This is a genomic window from Streptomyces sp. NPDC001980 (assembly GCF_040296885.1).
Classification (GTDB): domain Bacteria; phylum Actinomycetota; class Actinomycetes; order Streptomycetales; family Streptomycetaceae; genus Streptomyces.
Genome location: NZ_JBEOYD010000012.1, coordinates 125249 through 141909, shown reverse-complemented (window position 1 = coordinate 141909; position 16661 = coordinate 125249). Strand labels below are relative to the sequence as shown.

Genomic DNA, 16661 nt, shown 5'->3' with positions numbered 1-16661 from the left:
ACGCCATCACGTGACAGAACCAGGACAATCGACAGCTACGCGCAAGGTTCCGGGCGCGCCCCGGCCGACGTCAGCACGGTCCCGTACCGCCGTCGTCGGCGCGCCCCGTACAACGGTCCCTGCACCTTGCCCCTGCAACTTGCCCCTACGACTCCCCGTACAACTCGCTGTACGACGGCCACACCCCGCCCGGCCCGTCGACCGACCCGGCGGCCCGCACGGCCCGCACGATCGCGCGGGTCACCAGGTCCGCGCCGGCCGCGAGGATCTCGTTGAGCGCGAGCGGGCCCGCGTCGAGCGGGCGCGCGCCCGTCGCCAGCGCGAACACCGTGTCCCCGTCGTGCAGCAGGTGCACCGGCCGCACGGCGCGCGCGATCCCGTCGTGCGCCGTCCCGGCCAGCTTCTGCGCCTGCGCCTTGGAGAGTCCGGCATCGGTCGCGACCACCGCGAGCGTCGTGTTGAGCGGCGGCAGCCCGTTCCGGGCGGCGGTCTCGGCGAGCCGCCGGCGCGCGGCCTCGTGCACCCGCTCCTCGGGATACGCCACGCGCCCCTGGAACAACTCCCCGTACAGCACCCCCGTTTCCGGATCATGGACCGCGCCGGCCGCGTTGGCCACCACCAGCGCGGCCACCGTGATCCCCGAGTCCAGCACAGTGCTCGCGCTGCCCACCCCGCCCTTCACCGCCCCGGCCGCGGCGCCCGTACCCACGCCCACGCACCCCTCCGGCACCCGGGCGCCCGGCTCGCTCGCCGCGGCCGCCTCCACCGCGGCCCGCCCCGTCGCCGCGTCCGGCCGGGCCCGGAAGTCCCCGCCCCGCCCGAGATCGAAGACACAGGCGGCGGGCACCACCGGCACGACATGCGCCGGATCCGGCCCCACCCGCACCCCGCGCCCCCGCTCCTCCAGCCAGGCCATCACCCCGGACGCCGCGTCGAGCCCGTACGCGCTGCCGCCCGTGAGCACGACCGCCTCCACCCGCTGCACCAGGTTGCGCGGGTCGAGCGCGTCCGTCTCCTTGGTGCCCGGGCCCCCGCCCCGCACGTCCACGGCGGCCACCGCGCCGCCCTCGGGGGCGAGGACGACCGTGGTACCGGTGAGCCAGCCCTCGCCGGTGCGGGTGGCGTGCCCCACCCGCAGTCCGGCCACGTCCGTCAATGCGTCAACTGTCATGACGGCCAGTCTGGCCGAGCCCAGCCCGGCCCGGGGCGGTCCCGGACCGGTCAGGAGGCGGCCGAGGCCGCCTGTGCGGGGCGCTCGCGGCCGGCCGTGCGCGCCGTCAGAGTGGTGCCGGTCGCCACCGACAGCGCCGACACGACGCCCGCCGCCGGCACCGCCCAGTCGCCCAGGAACGTGCAGCAGACCACCAGCAGCGCCGTCACCGGCAGCACCAGCTGCTGGGCGAGACCCACCTTGAAGTGCCGCGAGTGCAGCGCCCACACGGTCAGCAGGTACAGCGCCGTCGGCACGGTCACCGCCGCCGCCGCGGCCGTCGTCGAGATGTGCGCCTTGCCGACCGCCTCCTCGACGGCCACCTCCAGCCCCGCGCCGATCGAGGCCGCCGACGCGAAGATCAGGTAGTGGCCGTACCCCCACAGGAACGACTCGCGGTTGGAGCGCAGGTGGCCGTGGATCGGCACCACGAAGTAGATCCACCACGCCGAGAAGACGATCAGCAGGCCGCCCGCCGCGATCGGCAGCAGCTCGCTCAGCGCGTCGTGCTCGGCCACGGCCGACTTCACGGCGACCGTCGCCGCCGCGATCGTCTCGCCGAGCACGATGATCGTGAACAGCCCGTACCGTTCGGCGATGTGGTGCGGGTGCCAGGAGGTCGTGGAGTCCTTCTCCGCGTACAGCGGTACGCACATCTCGGCGATCGCCATCACCAGGAACACCCAGGGGCGCGCGGGCACCGGCAGCACCACCAGGCCGGCCCAGCCGACCTGGCACAGCAGCACCCCGCCCGCGTACCGGAGCGCCATGGTCCGCTCCGCGCCCCGGGCCCCTCGCGCGGCTCTCAGCCACTGTGCGACCATCGCCAGCCGCATGATCACGTAGCCCAGCAGGACCGCCAGGTAGTCGTGGTCGGCGAAGCCCCGCGAGACACCGGCCGCCAGCACCAGGACACCGGCGATCTGGATCAGGGTGACGATCCGGTAGAGCACGTCGTCGTTGTCGTACGCGGAGGAGAACCAGGTGAAGTTCATCCACGCCCACCAGATGGCGAAGAACAGCATCGCGTAGTTCAGGACGCCCTCGCCCGCGTGCCCCGCCGCGACGGCGTGCACCAACTCCACGCCCGCCTGCGCGATGGCCACCACGAAACACAGGTCGAAGAAGAGCTCCAGAGGTGAGGCCACCCGGTGGCCCTCGTCGCGCCCGCGCGCGGTGAGCCGGCGCAGTGGCCGCAGGGGCTGGGGCGTGTGCTGAGGGGCGGGGGCGGGAGGAGAACTCGACGTCATGTGTCCAGCACAGCAGAAAAGAGGACCGGCCAGCGAACGGAGTCGCAGGACGGCGGGCGACACGACGGGCGACACGGCGGGCGGCGGGACCCGGGCCGTTGCCCGGCGGCTCGGGCGGGCCCGAACCGGGGGCGCCGTAGTCTTGAGACATGACCACCGCCCCCGAGCCCGCGCCGCGCGACCCGAAGCCCGCGCTGATCTTCGACGACCCCCTCGACCGGCAGTCGGCGGACGACACGGACCGGGGCTGGGGCGACCGCCCGGAGGGTGACTCCGCGGCCGACCTCAGGCGCTTCCTCGACGAGAAGCCGCCCCACCACCTCTGAGCCGCCCGCGCGACCGCCCGCAGCGTCGCTAACGCTGGATGTGACCGTTTCCGCGCTGCGCCACCAGGGCGTCGCGGATCTCCTTCAGCACCTCCAGCTCGGTCACCTCGACCACCTCGTGCGTGCCCTCCCGCGCCTTCCGGCGGGCCTCCACCCGGGACAGGTACTTCGCCATCGGCAGGACCATCAGGAAGTACACGACCGCCGCGGTGATCACGAAGGAGAGCGTGGCGCCCAGGACCGAGCCCCACATGATCGGGATGCCGCTCTTCACCGTGCCGTCCGCGTTGAGCAGGCACGGGTCCTTCAGGCACGAACTGTAGCTGTCGAGGTTCTTCGTGCCGATCGCGCCGACCAGCGGGTTGATGAGCCCCTTCACCACCGAGTTGACGATGTTGGTGAAGGCGGCGCCGATGACCACCGCGACTGCCAGATCGACGACGTTTCCGCGCATCAGGAAGGCCTTGAAGCCATGCCAGACGCTCGGTTCCTTCTTCGCGCTCACCTCGGGGACTCTCCTCACATGCACAGGGTGTGGAACAAAGCGCTCCGCAACCTACGGCACCGTGCGGCCATTGAGCCCAATCCGGCGGCTCGAACGAGCGACTTGACACAAAGCGTCCGGAAAATCGCCTCAGATTGTTTGGCACAGGGTCACCGCCAGCCGCGCCGTGGCGCTCGCGCCGACCAGTTGTGCCGCGGTGGCCCGCGGGACCGAGAGCACGACCAGCGCCCCGCTCTCCGCGGCCGCGTCGACCGGCTCCGGCAGCCTCGTCACGCGCACTCCGCGCGCGATCACCCGGGCCTCCCCGCCCGCCGCCGGATCCCCGGCGGCGATGACGTCCACCCGGTCGCCGGGGCGCAGCAGCCGGACGGTGGCCGCGTCGGCGATCCGCACCGGTGCCGTCACCATGTCCACGGGCGGGGCGTGCCGTCGTACCGGCTGGGTGGGCCGGGTGACGGCCGGGTGTCCCCGGGGCGGCTCGGCCCGCAGGGGGTCGAGGGCGGTACGCGGTCCCGCCGCGACGAGCGCCGCCGCCGTGACCGCGAGGCCGGCCGCCAGGGCCCGGCTGCGGTGGCGCAGCAGCCGGTCCAGCCGATACCGCCCGCCGCGTACCCGCACCGGTTCGAAGTGCGGGACCTCGCAGGTGGCGGGGGCGTCCGTGCCCAGCGGGCGCGGGACACGGAGGGGAGGGGGGAAGGCGGGGGACAGGGAGGGGGGAACGGACATGGGGATCACCACCTGCGACGAGGAATCGGCTTGCGAGACCACGATGAGGTCTCGCGCCGAAACCCGCCGGAGCCGGTGGGCTACCGGCCGGTTGTGGACAACTCGGCCACCCGAACGAGGAGTTCCGCCCGCATCCGCCCCGCGGAAAGCCCCTGTGGAAAGCCCCTGTGGAAAGCCCCGCGGTGCGGCACGCGCTACGGCAGCTCGAACCCCGGGTCCATGCCGCCGAGCGCGTTCGTGCACAGGCAGTCCCGTGCCGTGTTCTCCGGCAGGGCCGCCACCGCGTCGAACAGCACGCCCCGCAGCCGGTCCACGTTGGCCGCGAACACCTGCAGCACCTCGTCGTGCGAGACGCCCTCACCGGTCTCGGCGCCCGCGTCCAGGTCCGTGACCAGCGTCAGCGACGCGTAGCAGAGCTCCAGCTCACGGGCGAGCGCCGCCTCGGGGTGACCGGTCATGCCCACCACCGACCAGCCCTGTGCCTGGTGCCACAGCGATTCGGCGCGAGTCGAGAAGCGCGGCCCCTCGACCACCACCAGCGTGCCCCCGTCCACCGGCTCCCACTCCCGGCCGCGCGCCGCCTTCAGTGCCGCCGCCCGGCCGGTGGGGCAGTAGGGGTCGGCCAGCGAGACGTGCACCACGTTCGGCACGGCGCCGTCGGGCAGCGGCAGCCCGTCGAAGTACGACTGCGCCCGGGACTTCGTACGGTCCACCAGCTGGTCCGGTACGAGCAGCGTGCCCGGGCCGTACTCGGGGCGCAGGCCGCCCACCGCGCAGGGGCCGAGCACCTGGCGCACCCCGACGGAGCGCAGCGCCCAGAGGTTGGCGCGGTAGTTGATGCGGTGCGGCGGCAGATGGTGGCCGCGTCCGTGGCGGGGCAGGAAGGCGACCCGGCGGCCGGCGATCTCGCCGAGGAAGAGGGAGTCGCTGGGCGGCCCGTAGGGCGTGTCGACCTGGATCTCGGTCACGTCGTCGAGGAACGAGTAGAAGCCGGAACCGCCGATTACGCCGATCTCTGCGTTCACCATGCGCAGCACACTAGCTGGCTGCCCGGAGCGGGCGCCCGGGCGGGCAGGGGCCGGTGTCCGGGAACGCCTCGGACCCCGTTGTCGCTCGACAACGGGGTCCGAGGGGTGAGGTCTCAGGCGGCGGAGCTGCTGGCCGAGCCCGACGAGGACGACGTCGAGGACGACGACTTCGTGTCGGAGGCCTTCGAGTCGGACGACTTCGAGTCGGACGACGTGCTCGACGAGGTGGAGCCCGACTTGGACGCGGGGCTGCTGCTCGACGAGGAGCCGCGGCTGTCGTTGCGGTAGAAGCCCGAGCCCTTGAAGACAATGCCGACCGCGGAGAACACCTTCTTCAGGCGGCCACCGCAGTTGGGGCACTCGGTCAGGGCGTCATCGGTGAACTTCTGCACCGCCTCGAGGCCCTCGCCGCACTCGGTGCACTGGTACTGGTAGGTCGGCACTGTCTTCCTCCTGGCACTCTCACTCAGTGAGTGCTAACGACGGTCCATAGTGACGTATTCCTGAGGATCAGTCCACCGTCAGCGGTACGCGGTGACCGACGCCACGTGCGACCGTACGGTTCCGGGGCCGGGTGACGAGCCGCGAACGCAGCGCCAGGAGGGTCACCAGGGCGAGCAGGGTCCCCGCCATCGGCACCAGGAACCCGGCGCCGCCCCACAGCCGGTCCTCCAGCTGGCCGGCGACCGTGACCGCGGCCGCCTGGCCGAGCGCCACCGCGCCGGTCAGCCAGGTGAACGCCTCCGTGCGGGCGCCGGCCGGGACCAGGCCCTCGACCAGCGTGTAGCCGGTGATCAGGGCGGGCGCGATGGACATGCCGACCAGCAGGCCGAGACCGGCCAGGACGAGCACCGAGTGGGACGTCCACAGCGCCGACGCGGTCAGCGCGAGCGCCGCGTAGCCGACGACCAGGCGCCGGTGCGGGGCGGCCTTCCAGGCGAGCGCGCCGCAGACGATGCCGGAGAGCATGTTCCCCGCGGCGAAGGTGCCGTACAGGACGCCGTTCAGGCCGGGCTCGCCGATCGACTCGGTGAAGGCGGCGAGGGAGACCTGCATGCCGCCGAAGACGGAGCCGATGCCCAGGAAGGCGACGACCAGCACGCGTACGCCCGGGACACGGAGCGCGGAGGCGTGCCGCACGCGCGCGTGGCCGACGCCGGTCACCTGGGGCTGGGTGCTCTTCCGGGCGGCGAACAGCAGACCGCCGGCCAGGGTCAGCGCGGCCTCCGTGACCAGGCCGGCGGCCGGGGCCACGGTGGTGCACAGGGCGGTCGCGAGCAGCGGGCCGAACACGAAGGTGAGCTCGTCGGTGACGGATTCGAAGGCGGCCGCGGTGGACATCAGCGGGGAGTCCTGGAGCTGCACGCCCCAGCGGGCGCGCACCATGGGGCCGACCTGCGGCACCGAGGCGCCGGTCGGCACGGCCGCCGCGAACAGTGCCCACAGGGGCGCGTGCGCCAGCGCGAGCGCCGTCAGGGCGAGGCCCGACAGTGTGTGCACGAGGACGCCGGGGACCAGCACCGCGCGCTGCCCGTAGCGGTCGGCCAGGCGGCCGCTGTAGGGCGCGAACAGGGCCATGGAGACGCCGGTGACGGCCGCCGCGGCGCCCGCGGCGCCGTACGAGCCGGTGGTGTGCTGCACGAGCAGCACGATGGAGATGGTGAGCATCGCGAACGGCTGGCGCGCCGCGAAACCGGGGAGCAGGAACGTCCAGGCGCCGCGGGTGCGCAGCAGCTGTCCGTATCCCGGGCGGGACGGCGCCGCCGGGTTCTCCGACGGCTCGGTGGTGACCGTGGATGCCACGGCCCGTGCCTTTCTGCCGCCTGGTAGCGCGGCCCCTCCGGATGCGGGGGCGGTGCCGAGAGCTGTCCTCTTGCGCGGAACTGCGGTAGATACCGGCATTCACTGCGAAGAGCGTTCCGGCCGCCATACGGTCGCGCCAGCTCTGCGTCAGGCAGAGTTGGTTCGATCAGGTGCTTTCATCGTACAGGGGTGAAAGCCCGGTACACCTGTGAAAACCAGCACCGTGAGGGTCGTTCACCTGCGATTACCTGAGGTGTGAACTATCTGAAACGTGCCTTTAACGCACGCCCGCCGTCCCGTTCGTGCCCAGCCAGCCCGCCAGCTTGCCCCCGTGGCCGACCGCGCGCAGCCGCCGTTCCGCGGCGTCCCGCACCGGGTCGGTGGCGACCACGAGGAGTTCGTCGCCGCGCCGCAGCACCGTCGCGGGCAGCGGGACAAACGATTTTCCTTCGCGGACGACCAGGGTGACGGCGGCTCCGGCGGGCAGCCGCAGCTCGTTGATCTCCACGCCGTGCATCCGGGAGCCCTCGGGGATCGACACGGACAGCAGATGCCCGCGCAGCCGCTCCAGGGGCGCGGACTCGATGCCGAGGTCGGCGGCCTCCGGCCCCTCGCCGAGCCGCAGCTTGCGGGCCAGCCAGGGCAGCGTCGGCCCCTGGACGAGGGTGTAGACGACGACCAGGACGAAGACGATGTTGAAGATCCGGTGGCTGGTGTCGACGCCGTTCACCATGGGGATCGTCGCCAGGATGATGGGCACGGCGCCGCGCAGCCCGGCCCAGGACATCAGGGTCTGCTCCGGCCAGGGCACCCGGAACGGCGCGAGGCTGACGACCACGCTCACCGGACGCGCCACCATGGTGAGCGCCAGCCCGATGACGAGGGCGGGCACGATGTCGTCACCGAGCTCGTGCGGGGTGACCAGCAGGCCGAGCAGGACGAACATGCCGATCTGGGCGATCCAGCCGAGCCCCTCGGCGAAACCGCGGGTGGCCGGCCAGTGCGGCAGCTTGGCGTTGCCGAGCACCATGGAGGCCAGGTAGACCGCGAGGAAGCCGCTGCCGTGCGCCAGCGCGCCGGCGGCGTACGCGGTGACCGCGATGGCCATCACGGCGATCGGGTAGAGGCCGGAGGCGGGCAGCGCGACGTGCCTGAGGCCCCAGGAGCCGAGCCAGCCGACCGCGAGGCCTATGCCCGCGCCGATGGCCAGTTCCATGGCTATCTCGCCCACCAGGACGTACCAGTGCTCGACCGGGCCCGCGGTGGAGAGGGCGACGACCAGGATGACCACCGGGGCGTCGTTGAAGCCGGACTCCGCCTCCAGGGTGCCCGCCACGCGCGCGGGCAGCGGAATGCGCCGGAGCACCGAGAAGACCGCCGCCGCGTCCGTGGAGGACACCACCGCGCCGATGATGAGCGCCTGCCGCCACTCCAGTCCGACCAGGTAGTGCGCGCCCGCGGCGGTGACGCCGACGCTCACCCCGACCCCGACGAGGGCCAGCATGGAGGCGGACGCCAGGACGGGTTCGACCTCCTTCCACTTCGTGCCGAGACCGCCCTCGGCCAGGATCACGACCAGGGCCGCGTATCCGATGACCTGGGTCAGTTCGGCGTTGGCGAAGTGGATGTCGCCGATGCCGTCCTGGCCCATGAGGACGCCGATCCCCAGGTACACGAGCAGGCTGGGGAGCCCGCTGCGCGAGGAGATCCGGACGGCCGCGACGGCGACGAGCAGGACCACGGAGCAGACGAGCAGGAGCTGGTTGAGGTGGTGGACATTCAGCGGCGGTTCCCTTCCTTGGCTCGCGCGCGGGCGACGCGGAAGCTCACGTACACAGGACCGAGAGTGCGGCACTCCGCACCCAAGTACTTCGTTACCTTACCTAACTCTTGACGCTTTCTTGACGTTTCCCGCGGCAAGATCGAACGCCCGTGCTTGCCGGTTCCCCACTCCGGGTCAAGTGGCGTGAGGCCCTGCGCCTATGGTTGCTCCAGCGCTCAGTCAAATGCACATGCCCGTCTGCCGCTCGCGTTAGGACAGCAAGGACAGCGATGCCCCCCAACACCACCGCCACATCGGGTGACAAGCCTGGCAAGTCCGGCAGGAAGAAGGGGCGCAGAGCCCGACTGATCGTGCTGGTGCTCGTCCTGGCCGTAGTCGGTGGCGTCTTCTACGGGGCGTACTGGTCGGTCAGCACGGTCCGCGCGTCCTTCCCGCAGACCAAGGGTTCGATCACGCTCGAAGGTCTCTCCGGGCCCGTGACGGTGAAGCGGGACGGTTACGGCATCCCGCAGATCTACGCCTCGACCGACGAGGACCTGTTCATGGCGCAGGGCTACGTCCAGGCGCAGGACCGGTTCTACGAGATGGACGTGCGCCGCCACATGACCTCCGGGCGCCTGTCGGAGATGTTCGGCAAGGGCCAGGTGAAGAACGACGAGTTCCTGCGCACCATGGGCTGGGACCGGGTCGCGAAGGAGGAGTACGACACCAAACTGTCGGACTCCACGAAGAAGTACCTCCAGGCCTACTCCAAGGGGGTCAACGCCTACCTCCAGGGCAAGGACGGCAAGGACATCTCCCTGGAGTACGCGGCCCTCGGGTTCGTCAACGACTACAAGCCCGAACAGTGGACCCCCGTCGACTCGGTCTCCTGGCTGAAGGCGATGGCCTGGGACCTGCGCGGCAACATGGACGACGAGATCGACCGCGCCCTGATGACCAGCCGTCTCGGCCCGCAGCAGATCAAGGACCTGTACCCGGACTACCCGTACAGCCGCAACCAGCCGATCGTCCAGGAGGGCCAGTACGACGAGGTCACCAAGACGTTCGAGCAGAGCGACTCCACGAGCGGCTCCGGGACCTCGACGGACACGAGCGGCTCCTCGACCTCGTCGTCCACCGGTTCGGCGCTCACGAGCCAGCTGGAGAGCCTCTACAACGTCCTGGACGACGTCCCCACGGCCGTCGGCGTGAACGGTCAGGGCATCGGCTCCAACTCCTGGGTCGTCTCGGGCAAGTACACCATCACCAACAAGCCGCTGCTCGCCAACGACCCGCACCTGTCGGCGTCGCTGCCGTCCGTCTGGTACCAGATGGGCCTGCACTGCACCACGATCTCCAGCAAGTGCCAGTACGACGTCACCGGCTACACCTTCGCCGGCATGCCCGGCGTGGTCATCGGCCACAACGCGGACATCGCCTGGGGCATGACCAACTCCGGGGTCGACGTCACCGACCTCTACCTGGAGAAGCTCTCCGGCGACGGCTACCTGTACGACGGCAAGACCAAGCCCTTCACGACCCGGACGGAGACCATCAAGGTCGCCGGCGGCGCGTCCAAGAAGATCGTCGTACGCCAGACCGCCGACGGCATGCCGCTGCTGTCCGACCGCGACGACGAACTCGTCCAGGTCGGCAAGAAGGCGAGCGTCGACACCGCGGCGCCCGACCGCGGCGACGGCTACGGCATCGCCCTGAGATGGACCGCCCTGGACCCGGGCACCACCATGGACGCCGTCTTCGCCCTCGACAAGGCGTCCGACTGGAGCTCCTTCCGGGACGCGGCCGCCCAGTTCGACGTGCCCTCGCAGAACCTGATCTACGCCGACACCAAGAACAACATCGGCTACACCCTGCCCGGCAGGATCCCCACGCGCTCGTCGGTGGACGACGGCTCCATCCCGGCGCCGGGATGGGACTCCAAGTACAAGTGGACCGGCTTCATCAAGCAGGACGAGCTGCCCTACGAGTACAACCCGAAGCGCGGCTACATCGTCACCGCTAACCAGGCCGTGATCGACAAGGACAAGTACCCCTACACGCTCACCACGGACTGGGGCTACGGCACCCGCAGCCAGCGCATCACCGACCTGATCGAGTCGAAGATCAAGGACGGCGGCAAGATCTCCACCGACGACATGCGTCAGATGCAGACGGACAACAGCAGCGAGATCGCCAAGCTGCTGGTGCCCAAGCTGCTGAAGATCAACCTCGACGACAAGGACGTCCGCGAGGCACAGAAGCTCCTTGAGGGCTGGGACTACACCCAGGACGCCGACTCGGCGGCCGCGGCCTACTTCAACGCGGTCTGGCGCAACATCCTCAAGCTCGCCTTCGGCAACAAGCTGCCCAAGGAGCTGCGGGTCAAGGGTCAGTGCCTGTGGGTCGACAGGGTCGACAGCACCGGTCCGGTGGACGAGGACACCAAGGTGCGCGAGTGCGGCGAGCGCGACGCCGACCAGGCCCAGCCGGACGGCGGCGACCGCTGGTTCGAGGTGGTCCGCAACCTCATGGACAAGCCGAACAGCGACTGGTGGAAGACGCCCGCCGGCGCGGGTGACCGTCCTAAGGCCGACAACATGGACGAGCTGTTCAAGCGCGCCATGATCGACGCCCGCTGGGAGCTGACCGCCAAGCTCGGCAAGGACATCGACACCTGGAGCTGGGGCCGGCTGCACCGCCTGTTCCTGAAGAACCAGACCCTGGGCACCGACGGCCCGGCCGTCGTCCAGTACATCCTCAACCGCGGCCCCTGGAAGCTCAGCGGCGGCGAGGCCACGGTCGACGCGACCGGCTGGAACGCCGCCGGCGGCTACGGCGTCGTGTGGGTGCCGTCCATGCGGATGGTCGTCAACCTCGACGACCTGGACAAATCCAAGTGGATCAACCTCACCGGAGCCTCCGGCCACGCCTTCAGCTCCCACTACACCGACCAGACGAGCAAGTGGGCCGACGGCGAACTGCTCCCGTGGTCGTTCTCGGACAAGGCGGTCGACAAGAGCACCAGCGACACCCTCGTACTCAAACCCTGAGCCCGACGGTCACCCGCCGCCGAAACGGCCCTCCACGCGTGCGTGGAGGGCCGTTTCGCATGAGAGCGGCTGAGAGTGGCTCAGGGGCTTGCGAACCGGCGCACCCCCGACGGCGTCACCACCGCCTGCACCGGCCGGTCGTGCGCCTCGGCGGGCACCCGCTCGACGACCTCGGTGTCGTACAGCAGCACCACGAGCGCCGGGCGCGCGCCCGCGCGCTCCAGACGCGCCAGCACCCGGTCGTACGACCCTCCGCCGCGCCCCAGGCGCATCCCGCGCGCGTCCACCGCGAGCCCCGGCAGCAGCACGACGTCCGCGCGGAGCACGGCGTCCGGCCCGAGGCGTTCACCGGAGGGTTCGAACAGCGCCATCTTCCCGCCGTGTTGGACGCGGGCGAGGGAACCCTCCCCGGCGTACGCGCCCCAGTCCAGGTCGTGGTCCGGCAGCAGCGCGGGGAGCAGGACGCGCACCCCCCGCGTGACCAGCGCGTCCAGCAGCGCGAGCGTGCCGGGCTCGTTCTTGACCGAGACGTACGCCGCCACCGTGCGCGCACGCGCCAACTCGGGCAGTTCCAGTGCGTGCCCGGCCAGTGCGTCGGCCGCCTCCCTGACGACATCCGTCGTCAACCTGTTCCTCACCCCGAGGAATTCTCGGCGCAACGTTCGCTTGTCACTCTCAGCCCCAGGTCCATCGTGCTCCACAGGTCGTTCCCGCACCCTTCCCCAATCCGCTCATATGAGTGCCAATTGCCCGGAGCCTCAGATTCTCCACAAAGGCACCGGATAAGGTTGCGGACATGACTCAGTCGCACCCCAGGATCAGCAAGGCTGTCATTCCCGCGGCGGGCCTCGGCACCCGGTTCCTGCCGGCCACCAAGGCCACTCCCAAGGAGATGCTGCCGGTCGTCGACAAGCCGGCGATCCAGTACGTGGTCGAGGAGGCCGTGTCGGCGGGGCTCGATGACGTCCTCATGATCACCGGACGCAACAAGCGTCCCCTGGAAGACCACTTCGACCGCAACTACGAGCTGGAATCGGCGCTCCAGAAGAAGGGCGACGCCGGCCGGCTCGCCAAGGTGCAGGAGTCCAGCGACCTGGCCACCATGCACTACGTCCGCCAGGGCGACCCCAAGGGCCTCGGGCACGCCGTGCTCTGCGCCGCCCCGCACGTGGGCCACGAGCCCTTCGCCGTCCTGCTCGGCGACGACCTGATCGACCCCCGCGACCCCCTGCTCCAGCGCATGATCGAGGTCCAGGAGCAGCACGGCGGCAGCGTGATCGCGCTCATGGAGGTCGACCCCGAGCAGATCCACCTCTACGGCTCCGCGGCCGTGGAGACCACCGCCGACAGCGACGTCGTCAAGGTGACCGGCCTGGTCGAGAAGCCGGATCCGGCGGACGCCCCGTCCAGCTACGCGGTGATCGGCCGCTACGTCCTCGACCCGCACGTCTTCGACATACTGCGGCGCACCGAGCCGGGCCGGGGCGGCGAGATCCAGCTGACCGACGCCCTCCAGCAGCTCGCGCAGGACGAGAAGGTCGGCGGCCCCGTGCACGGCGTCGTCTTCAAGGGGCGCCGCTATGACACCGGCGACCGCGGCGACTATCTGCGTGCCATTGTCCGGCTCGCGTGCGAACGTGAAGACCTGGGCCCGGACTTCCGGACCTGGCTTCGCAGTTACGTAGCCGAGGAGATGCAACAGAGTTGAGCAGCACCGCGACCCGCCCCGCCGGTCCGGACCACCTGTGGTCGGTGGACGAGCACCTGGAGGACATCCTCGCCACCGTCCGCCCCCTGGAACCCATCGAGCTGCAACTCCTCGACGCCCAGGGCTGCGTCCTGGTCGACGACGTCACGGTGCCTCTGTCGCTGCCGCCGTTCGACAACAGCTCCATGGACGGGTACGCGGTACGGGTCGCGGACGTGGCGGGCGCGAGCGAGGAGTTCCCGGCCGTCCTGGAGGTCGTCGGGGACGTCGCGGCGGGCGCGGCCGAGCTGACCCCGGTGGGCCCCGGCCAGGCGGTCCGCATCATGACCGGCGCCCCGCTGCCGCCCGGCGCCGAGGCCGTCGTCCCCGTGGAGTGGACCGACGGCGGACTCGGCGAGGGGCCGGTCGCCGGGATGCGGGCGCGCAGCCTCGCGCCCGAGGGCGCCGAGGGGCACGTGCGGGTGCACCGGCCGGCCGAGGCACGCGCGCACGTACGCGCGCGGGGCAGCGACGTGAAGGCCGGCGACCTCGCCCTGGCGGCCGGCACCGTCCTCGGCCCGCCGCAGATCGCGCTGCTCGCCGCGATCGGCCGCGGCACGGCACGCGTGCGCCCGCGCCCGCGCGTGGTCGTCGTCTCCACCGGCAGCGAACTCGTCCAGCCCGACGAGGCGCTCGGCAGCGGCCAGATCTACGACTCGAACAGCTTCGCCCTCACCGCCGCCGCCCGGGACGCGGGTGCCATCGCCTACCGGGTGGGCGCCGTCGTCGACGACGCCGAGACCCTGCGCGCCACGATCGAGGACCAGCTCGTCCGCGCCGACCTGCTGGTCACCACCGGGGGTGTCAGCGTGGGGGCGTACGACGTCGTCAAGGAGGCCCTGGCGCACGTCGGCGACGAGGACGAGCCGGGCAGCGGCATCGACTTCCGCAAGCTCGCCATGCAGCCCGGCAAGCCCCAGGGCTTCGGCTCCATCGGCCCCGACCACACGCCCCTGCTCGCGCTGCCGGGCAATCCCGTGTCGTCGTACGTCTCCTTCGAGCTGTTCGTCCGCCCCGCCATCCGCACCCTGATGGGCCTCGGCGACGTCCACCGGCCCCGTACCACGGCGACCCTCAGGGCCGGCAAGGCGCTGAGCTCGCCCAAGGGGCGCAGGCAGTTCCTGCGCGGGGCGTACGCCGACGGCGAGGTGACCGCCGTGGGCGGCGCAGGCTCGCACCTGATCGCGGCCCTGGCCCACGCCGACGCGCTGATCGTCGTACCCGAGGACGTGGAGTCCGTCGAGCCCGGCACCGACGTCGAGGTCGTCCTGCTCGGCTGACGGGTGTCCTGTTCGGCTGACCGGTGTCCTGTCCGCCCGGCGGGTGTCCGCCGGACGTGCCCGCGCGCGTACCCGTCCGCAGGACGCCCCCTCAGACGCACGCGTACCCGTCCGCCGGGCGGTCCTGCCCGCAGGTGCGTGCCGTCTTGGCGGTACCGTGTCGCGCACAGCAGGCCCGACCGCCGCACCGCGACGGGCCAGGACCGGGAGCGCCACACAGCATGACTGAGCCCTTCCGGGGAGACACCCCCGGACCCTCTGTGCCAGACCGACTGACGCACCTCGACGACGCGGGTGCCGCCCGCATGGTCGACGTGTCGGACAAGGACGTGACCGCGCGCACCGCCCGCGCCAGCGGACGTGTCCTCGTCTCGCCCCGCGTGGTCGAGTTGCTGCGCGGCGACGGCGTTCCGAAGGGCGACGCCCTCGCCACCGCGCGCATCGCCGGGATCATGGGGGCCAAACGCACCCCGGACCTGATCCCGCTGTGTCACCCCTTGGCCCTCTCCGGTGTGAAACTGGATCTGGCGGTCGCGGACGACGCGGTGGAGATCCTGGCCACGGTGCGGACGACGGACCGCACGGGTGTCGAGATGGAGGCGCTCACGGCGGTCTCCGTCGCGGCGCTCACCGTGATCGACATGGTCAAGGCGGTCGACAAGGGAGCGGTCATCACGGACGTACGCGTGGAGGAGAAGACAGGCGGGAAGTCGGGCGACTGGAGCCGGGCGTGAACGCCGGGCCGTCCGCCGACGGTGCGCCGCGCGCGCCGTATCGCGCGCTGGTCGTGACCGCGTCCAACCGGGCCGCCGCCGGTGTCTACGAGGACAAGGGCGGACCGCTGGTCGCGGCGGGCCTGGCGGGCCTCGGGTTCAGCGTGGACGGGCCGCGGGTCGTGCCCGACGGGGAGCCCGTGGCGGCCGCGCTGCGCGCCGGGGTCGAGGCCGGGTACGACGTCGTGGTCACCACCGGCGGCACCGGTGTCTCGCCCACGGACCGCACGCCCGAGGCGACCCGCGCGGTGCTCGACTACGAGGTGCCGGGCATCGCCGAGGCCGTCCGGGCGTTCGGACGGGAGAAGGTGCCCACCGCCGCGCTCTCCCGGGGCCTGGCCGGAGTGGCGGGCCGCACACTGATCGTCAACCTTCCGGGGTCCACCGGCGGGGTGCGGGACGGCCTCGCCGTCCTGGAACCGCTGCTGGCGCACGCCGTCGACCAGATCCGCGGCGGCGACCACCCCAGACCGAGCAGTGGGGGTGCGAGCTGAACAGCCTGTCCTGGCCCGTCGTGCTGGTGGACGGCGACGTCGTCCTCCGGCCCATAAGGGTGCGTGACCAGCGGGCCTGGCGGGAGGTCAACCGGCGCAACCGGGACTGGCTGCGCCCCTGGGAGGCGACCATCCCGCCGCCCACGCCCAGCGGGCCGATCGCGCACCGGCCGACCTACCGGCAGATGGTCCGGCACCTGCGGTCCGAGGCGAACGGCGGCCGCATGCTGCCGTTCGTCATCGAGTACCAGGGGCGCCTGGTCGGGCAGTTGACCGTCGCCGGGATCACCTGGGGGTCGATGTGCTCGGGACACGTCGGCTACTGGGTGGACCAGTCGGTGGCCGGCCGCGGGGTGATGCCGACGGCCGTCGCGCTCGTGGTGGACCACTGTTTCCGCACCGTTGGTCTGCACCGCATCGAGGTCTGTATTCGCCCCGAGAACCGGCCCAGCCGCCGGGTCGTGGAGAAACTCGGATTCCGTGAGGAGGGGCTGCGGCCGCGTTATCTCCACATCGACGGCGCCTGGCGCGACCACCTCGTCTTCGCCCTCACCGCGGAAGAGGTGCCCGAGGGGTTGCTCGGCCGCTGGCAACGGGCACGCTCCCAGAGCGCGTCCGCGAAGGCACCGGGCCCGACCGGCACTCCGAACGGCCCGCGCAATCCGCAGAACACACCAGGGAATCCCGGCTAGCCGAACAAATTG

Annotated in this window: 16 protein-coding genes; 7 read left to right on the top strand and 9 right to left on the bottom strand. The window is 71.5% G+C overall.

Features of this window, described 5'->3' with window-relative positions; translation table 11 throughout:
- Positions 1-145: 145 nt before the first annotated feature.
- Both ABT137_RS20525 and ABT137_RS20520 read right to left on the bottom strand, forming a co-directional pair.
- Complete coding sequence (locus ABT137_RS20525) at positions 146-1171, bottom strand: P1 family peptidase (RefSeq protein ID WP_351710787.1); 1026 nt, start codon at positions 1169-1171, stop codon at positions 146-148.
- Positions 1172-1221: 50 nt separating this feature from the next.
- A complete protein-coding gene (locus tag ABT137_RS20520; RefSeq protein WP_351710785.1) occupies positions 1222-2460 on the bottom strand; it encodes a low temperature requirement protein A in 1239 nt (412 codons plus the stop codon).
- A gap of 149 nt (positions 2461-2609) precedes the next feature.
- Here ABT137_RS20520 and ABT137_RS20515 point away from each other — a divergent pair, with 149 nt between their 5' ends.
- A complete protein-coding gene (locus tag ABT137_RS20515) occupies positions 2610-2786 on the top strand; it encodes a hypothetical protein (RefSeq protein ID WP_351710783.1) in 177 nt (58 codons plus the stop codon).
- Between the two features lie 28 nt (positions 2787-2814).
- On the opposite strand, the gene mscL is transcribed toward ABT137_RS20515, so the two are convergent.
- From mscL to ABT137_RS20485, 6 genes are all read right to left on the bottom strand, one after another.
- Positions 2815-3291, bottom strand: coding sequence for a large conductance mechanosensitive channel protein MscL (gene mscL, locus ABT137_RS20510; RefSeq protein WP_351710781.1), 477 nt, complete (start codon positions 3289-3291; stop codon positions 2815-2817).
- A 129-nt stretch (positions 3292-3420) separates the two neighbouring features.
- A complete protein-coding gene (locus ABT137_RS20505; RefSeq protein ID WP_351710779.1) occupies positions 3421-4017 on the bottom strand; it encodes a CpaB family protein in 597 nt (198 codons plus the stop codon).
- 194 nt (positions 4018-4211) lie between these two features.
- Positions 4212-5045 (bottom strand): S-methyl-5'-thioadenosine phosphorylase, encoded by an 834-nt coding sequence (locus ABT137_RS20500; RefSeq protein WP_351710777.1) that lies wholly within the window; start codon positions 5043-5045, stop codon positions 4212-4214.
- A 113-nt stretch (positions 5046-5158) separates the two neighbouring features.
- The gene (locus ABT137_RS20495; protein WP_351710775.1) at positions 5159-5488 is read right to left on the bottom strand and encodes an FmdB family zinc ribbon protein; all 330 of its coding nucleotides are present in this window, start codon (positions 5486-5488) and stop codon (positions 5159-5161) included.
- 67 nt (positions 5489-5555) lie between these two features.
- Positions 5556-6848: an MFS transporter gene (locus ABT137_RS20490; protein WP_351710773.1), complete on the bottom strand. Its 1293-nt coding sequence runs from the start codon at positions 6846-6848 to the stop codon at positions 5556-5558.
- A gap of 277 nt (positions 6849-7125) precedes the next feature.
- Positions 7126-8703, bottom strand: coding sequence for a potassium/proton antiporter (locus ABT137_RS20485; protein ID WP_351710771.1), 1578 nt, complete (start codon positions 8701-8703; stop codon positions 7126-7128).
- Positions 8704-8900: 197 nt separating this feature from the next.
- Between ABT137_RS20485 and ABT137_RS20480 the strand changes: the two genes are divergently transcribed.
- Positions 8901-11663, top strand: a complete 2763-nt coding sequence (locus tag ABT137_RS20480) for a penicillin acylase family protein (RefSeq protein ID WP_351710769.1) — start codon at positions 8901-8903, stop codon at positions 11661-11663.
- An 80-nt stretch (positions 11664-11743) separates the two neighbouring features.
- On the opposite strand, the gene ABT137_RS20475 is transcribed toward ABT137_RS20480, so the two are convergent.
- Positions 11744-12322 carry a 5-formyltetrahydrofolate cyclo-ligase gene (locus ABT137_RS20475; RefSeq protein ID WP_502984552.1) on the bottom strand — a complete coding sequence of 193 codons (579 nt, stop codon included), beginning with the start codon at positions 12320-12322 and terminating at the stop codon, positions 11744-11746.
- A gap of 137 nt (positions 12323-12459) precedes the next feature.
- On the opposite strand from ABT137_RS20475, the gene galU reads away from it, so the two are divergent.
- The 5 genes from galU (at position 12460) to ABT137_RS20450 (ending at position 16649) form a co-directional block, all read left to right on the top strand.
- Positions 12460-13371 carry a UTP--glucose-1-phosphate uridylyltransferase GalU gene (galU, locus tag ABT137_RS20470; RefSeq protein WP_351710765.1) on the top strand — a complete coding sequence of 304 codons (912 nt, stop codon included), beginning with the start codon at positions 12460-12462 and terminating at the stop codon, positions 13369-13371.
- The gene (gene glp, locus ABT137_RS20465) at positions 13368-14690 is read left to right on the top strand and encodes a molybdotransferase-like divisome protein Glp (protein WP_351710763.1); all 1323 of its coding nucleotides are present in this window, start codon (positions 13368-13370) and stop codon (positions 14688-14690) included. Before galU ends, glp begins: the two co-directional genes overlap by 4 nt.
- Positions 14691-14911: 221 nt before the next feature.
- Positions 14912-15424, top strand: a complete 513-nt coding sequence (gene moaC / locus ABT137_RS20460; protein WP_351710761.1) for a cyclic pyranopterin monophosphate synthase MoaC — start codon at positions 14912-14914, stop codon at positions 15422-15424.
- Positions 15421-15957, top strand: coding sequence for a MogA/MoaB family molybdenum cofactor biosynthesis protein (locus tag ABT137_RS20455; protein ID WP_351710759.1), 537 nt, complete (start codon positions 15421-15423; stop codon positions 15955-15957). The genes moaC and ABT137_RS20455 overlap by 4 nt, the downstream gene beginning before the upstream one ends.
- Before the next feature lie 20 nt (positions 15958-15977).
- Entirely contained in the window at positions 15978-16649 is a 672-nt protein-coding gene (locus ABT137_RS20450) for a GNAT family N-acetyltransferase (protein WP_351710758.1), read from the top strand.
- The last annotated feature ends 12 nt before the right edge of the window (positions 16650-16661 follow it).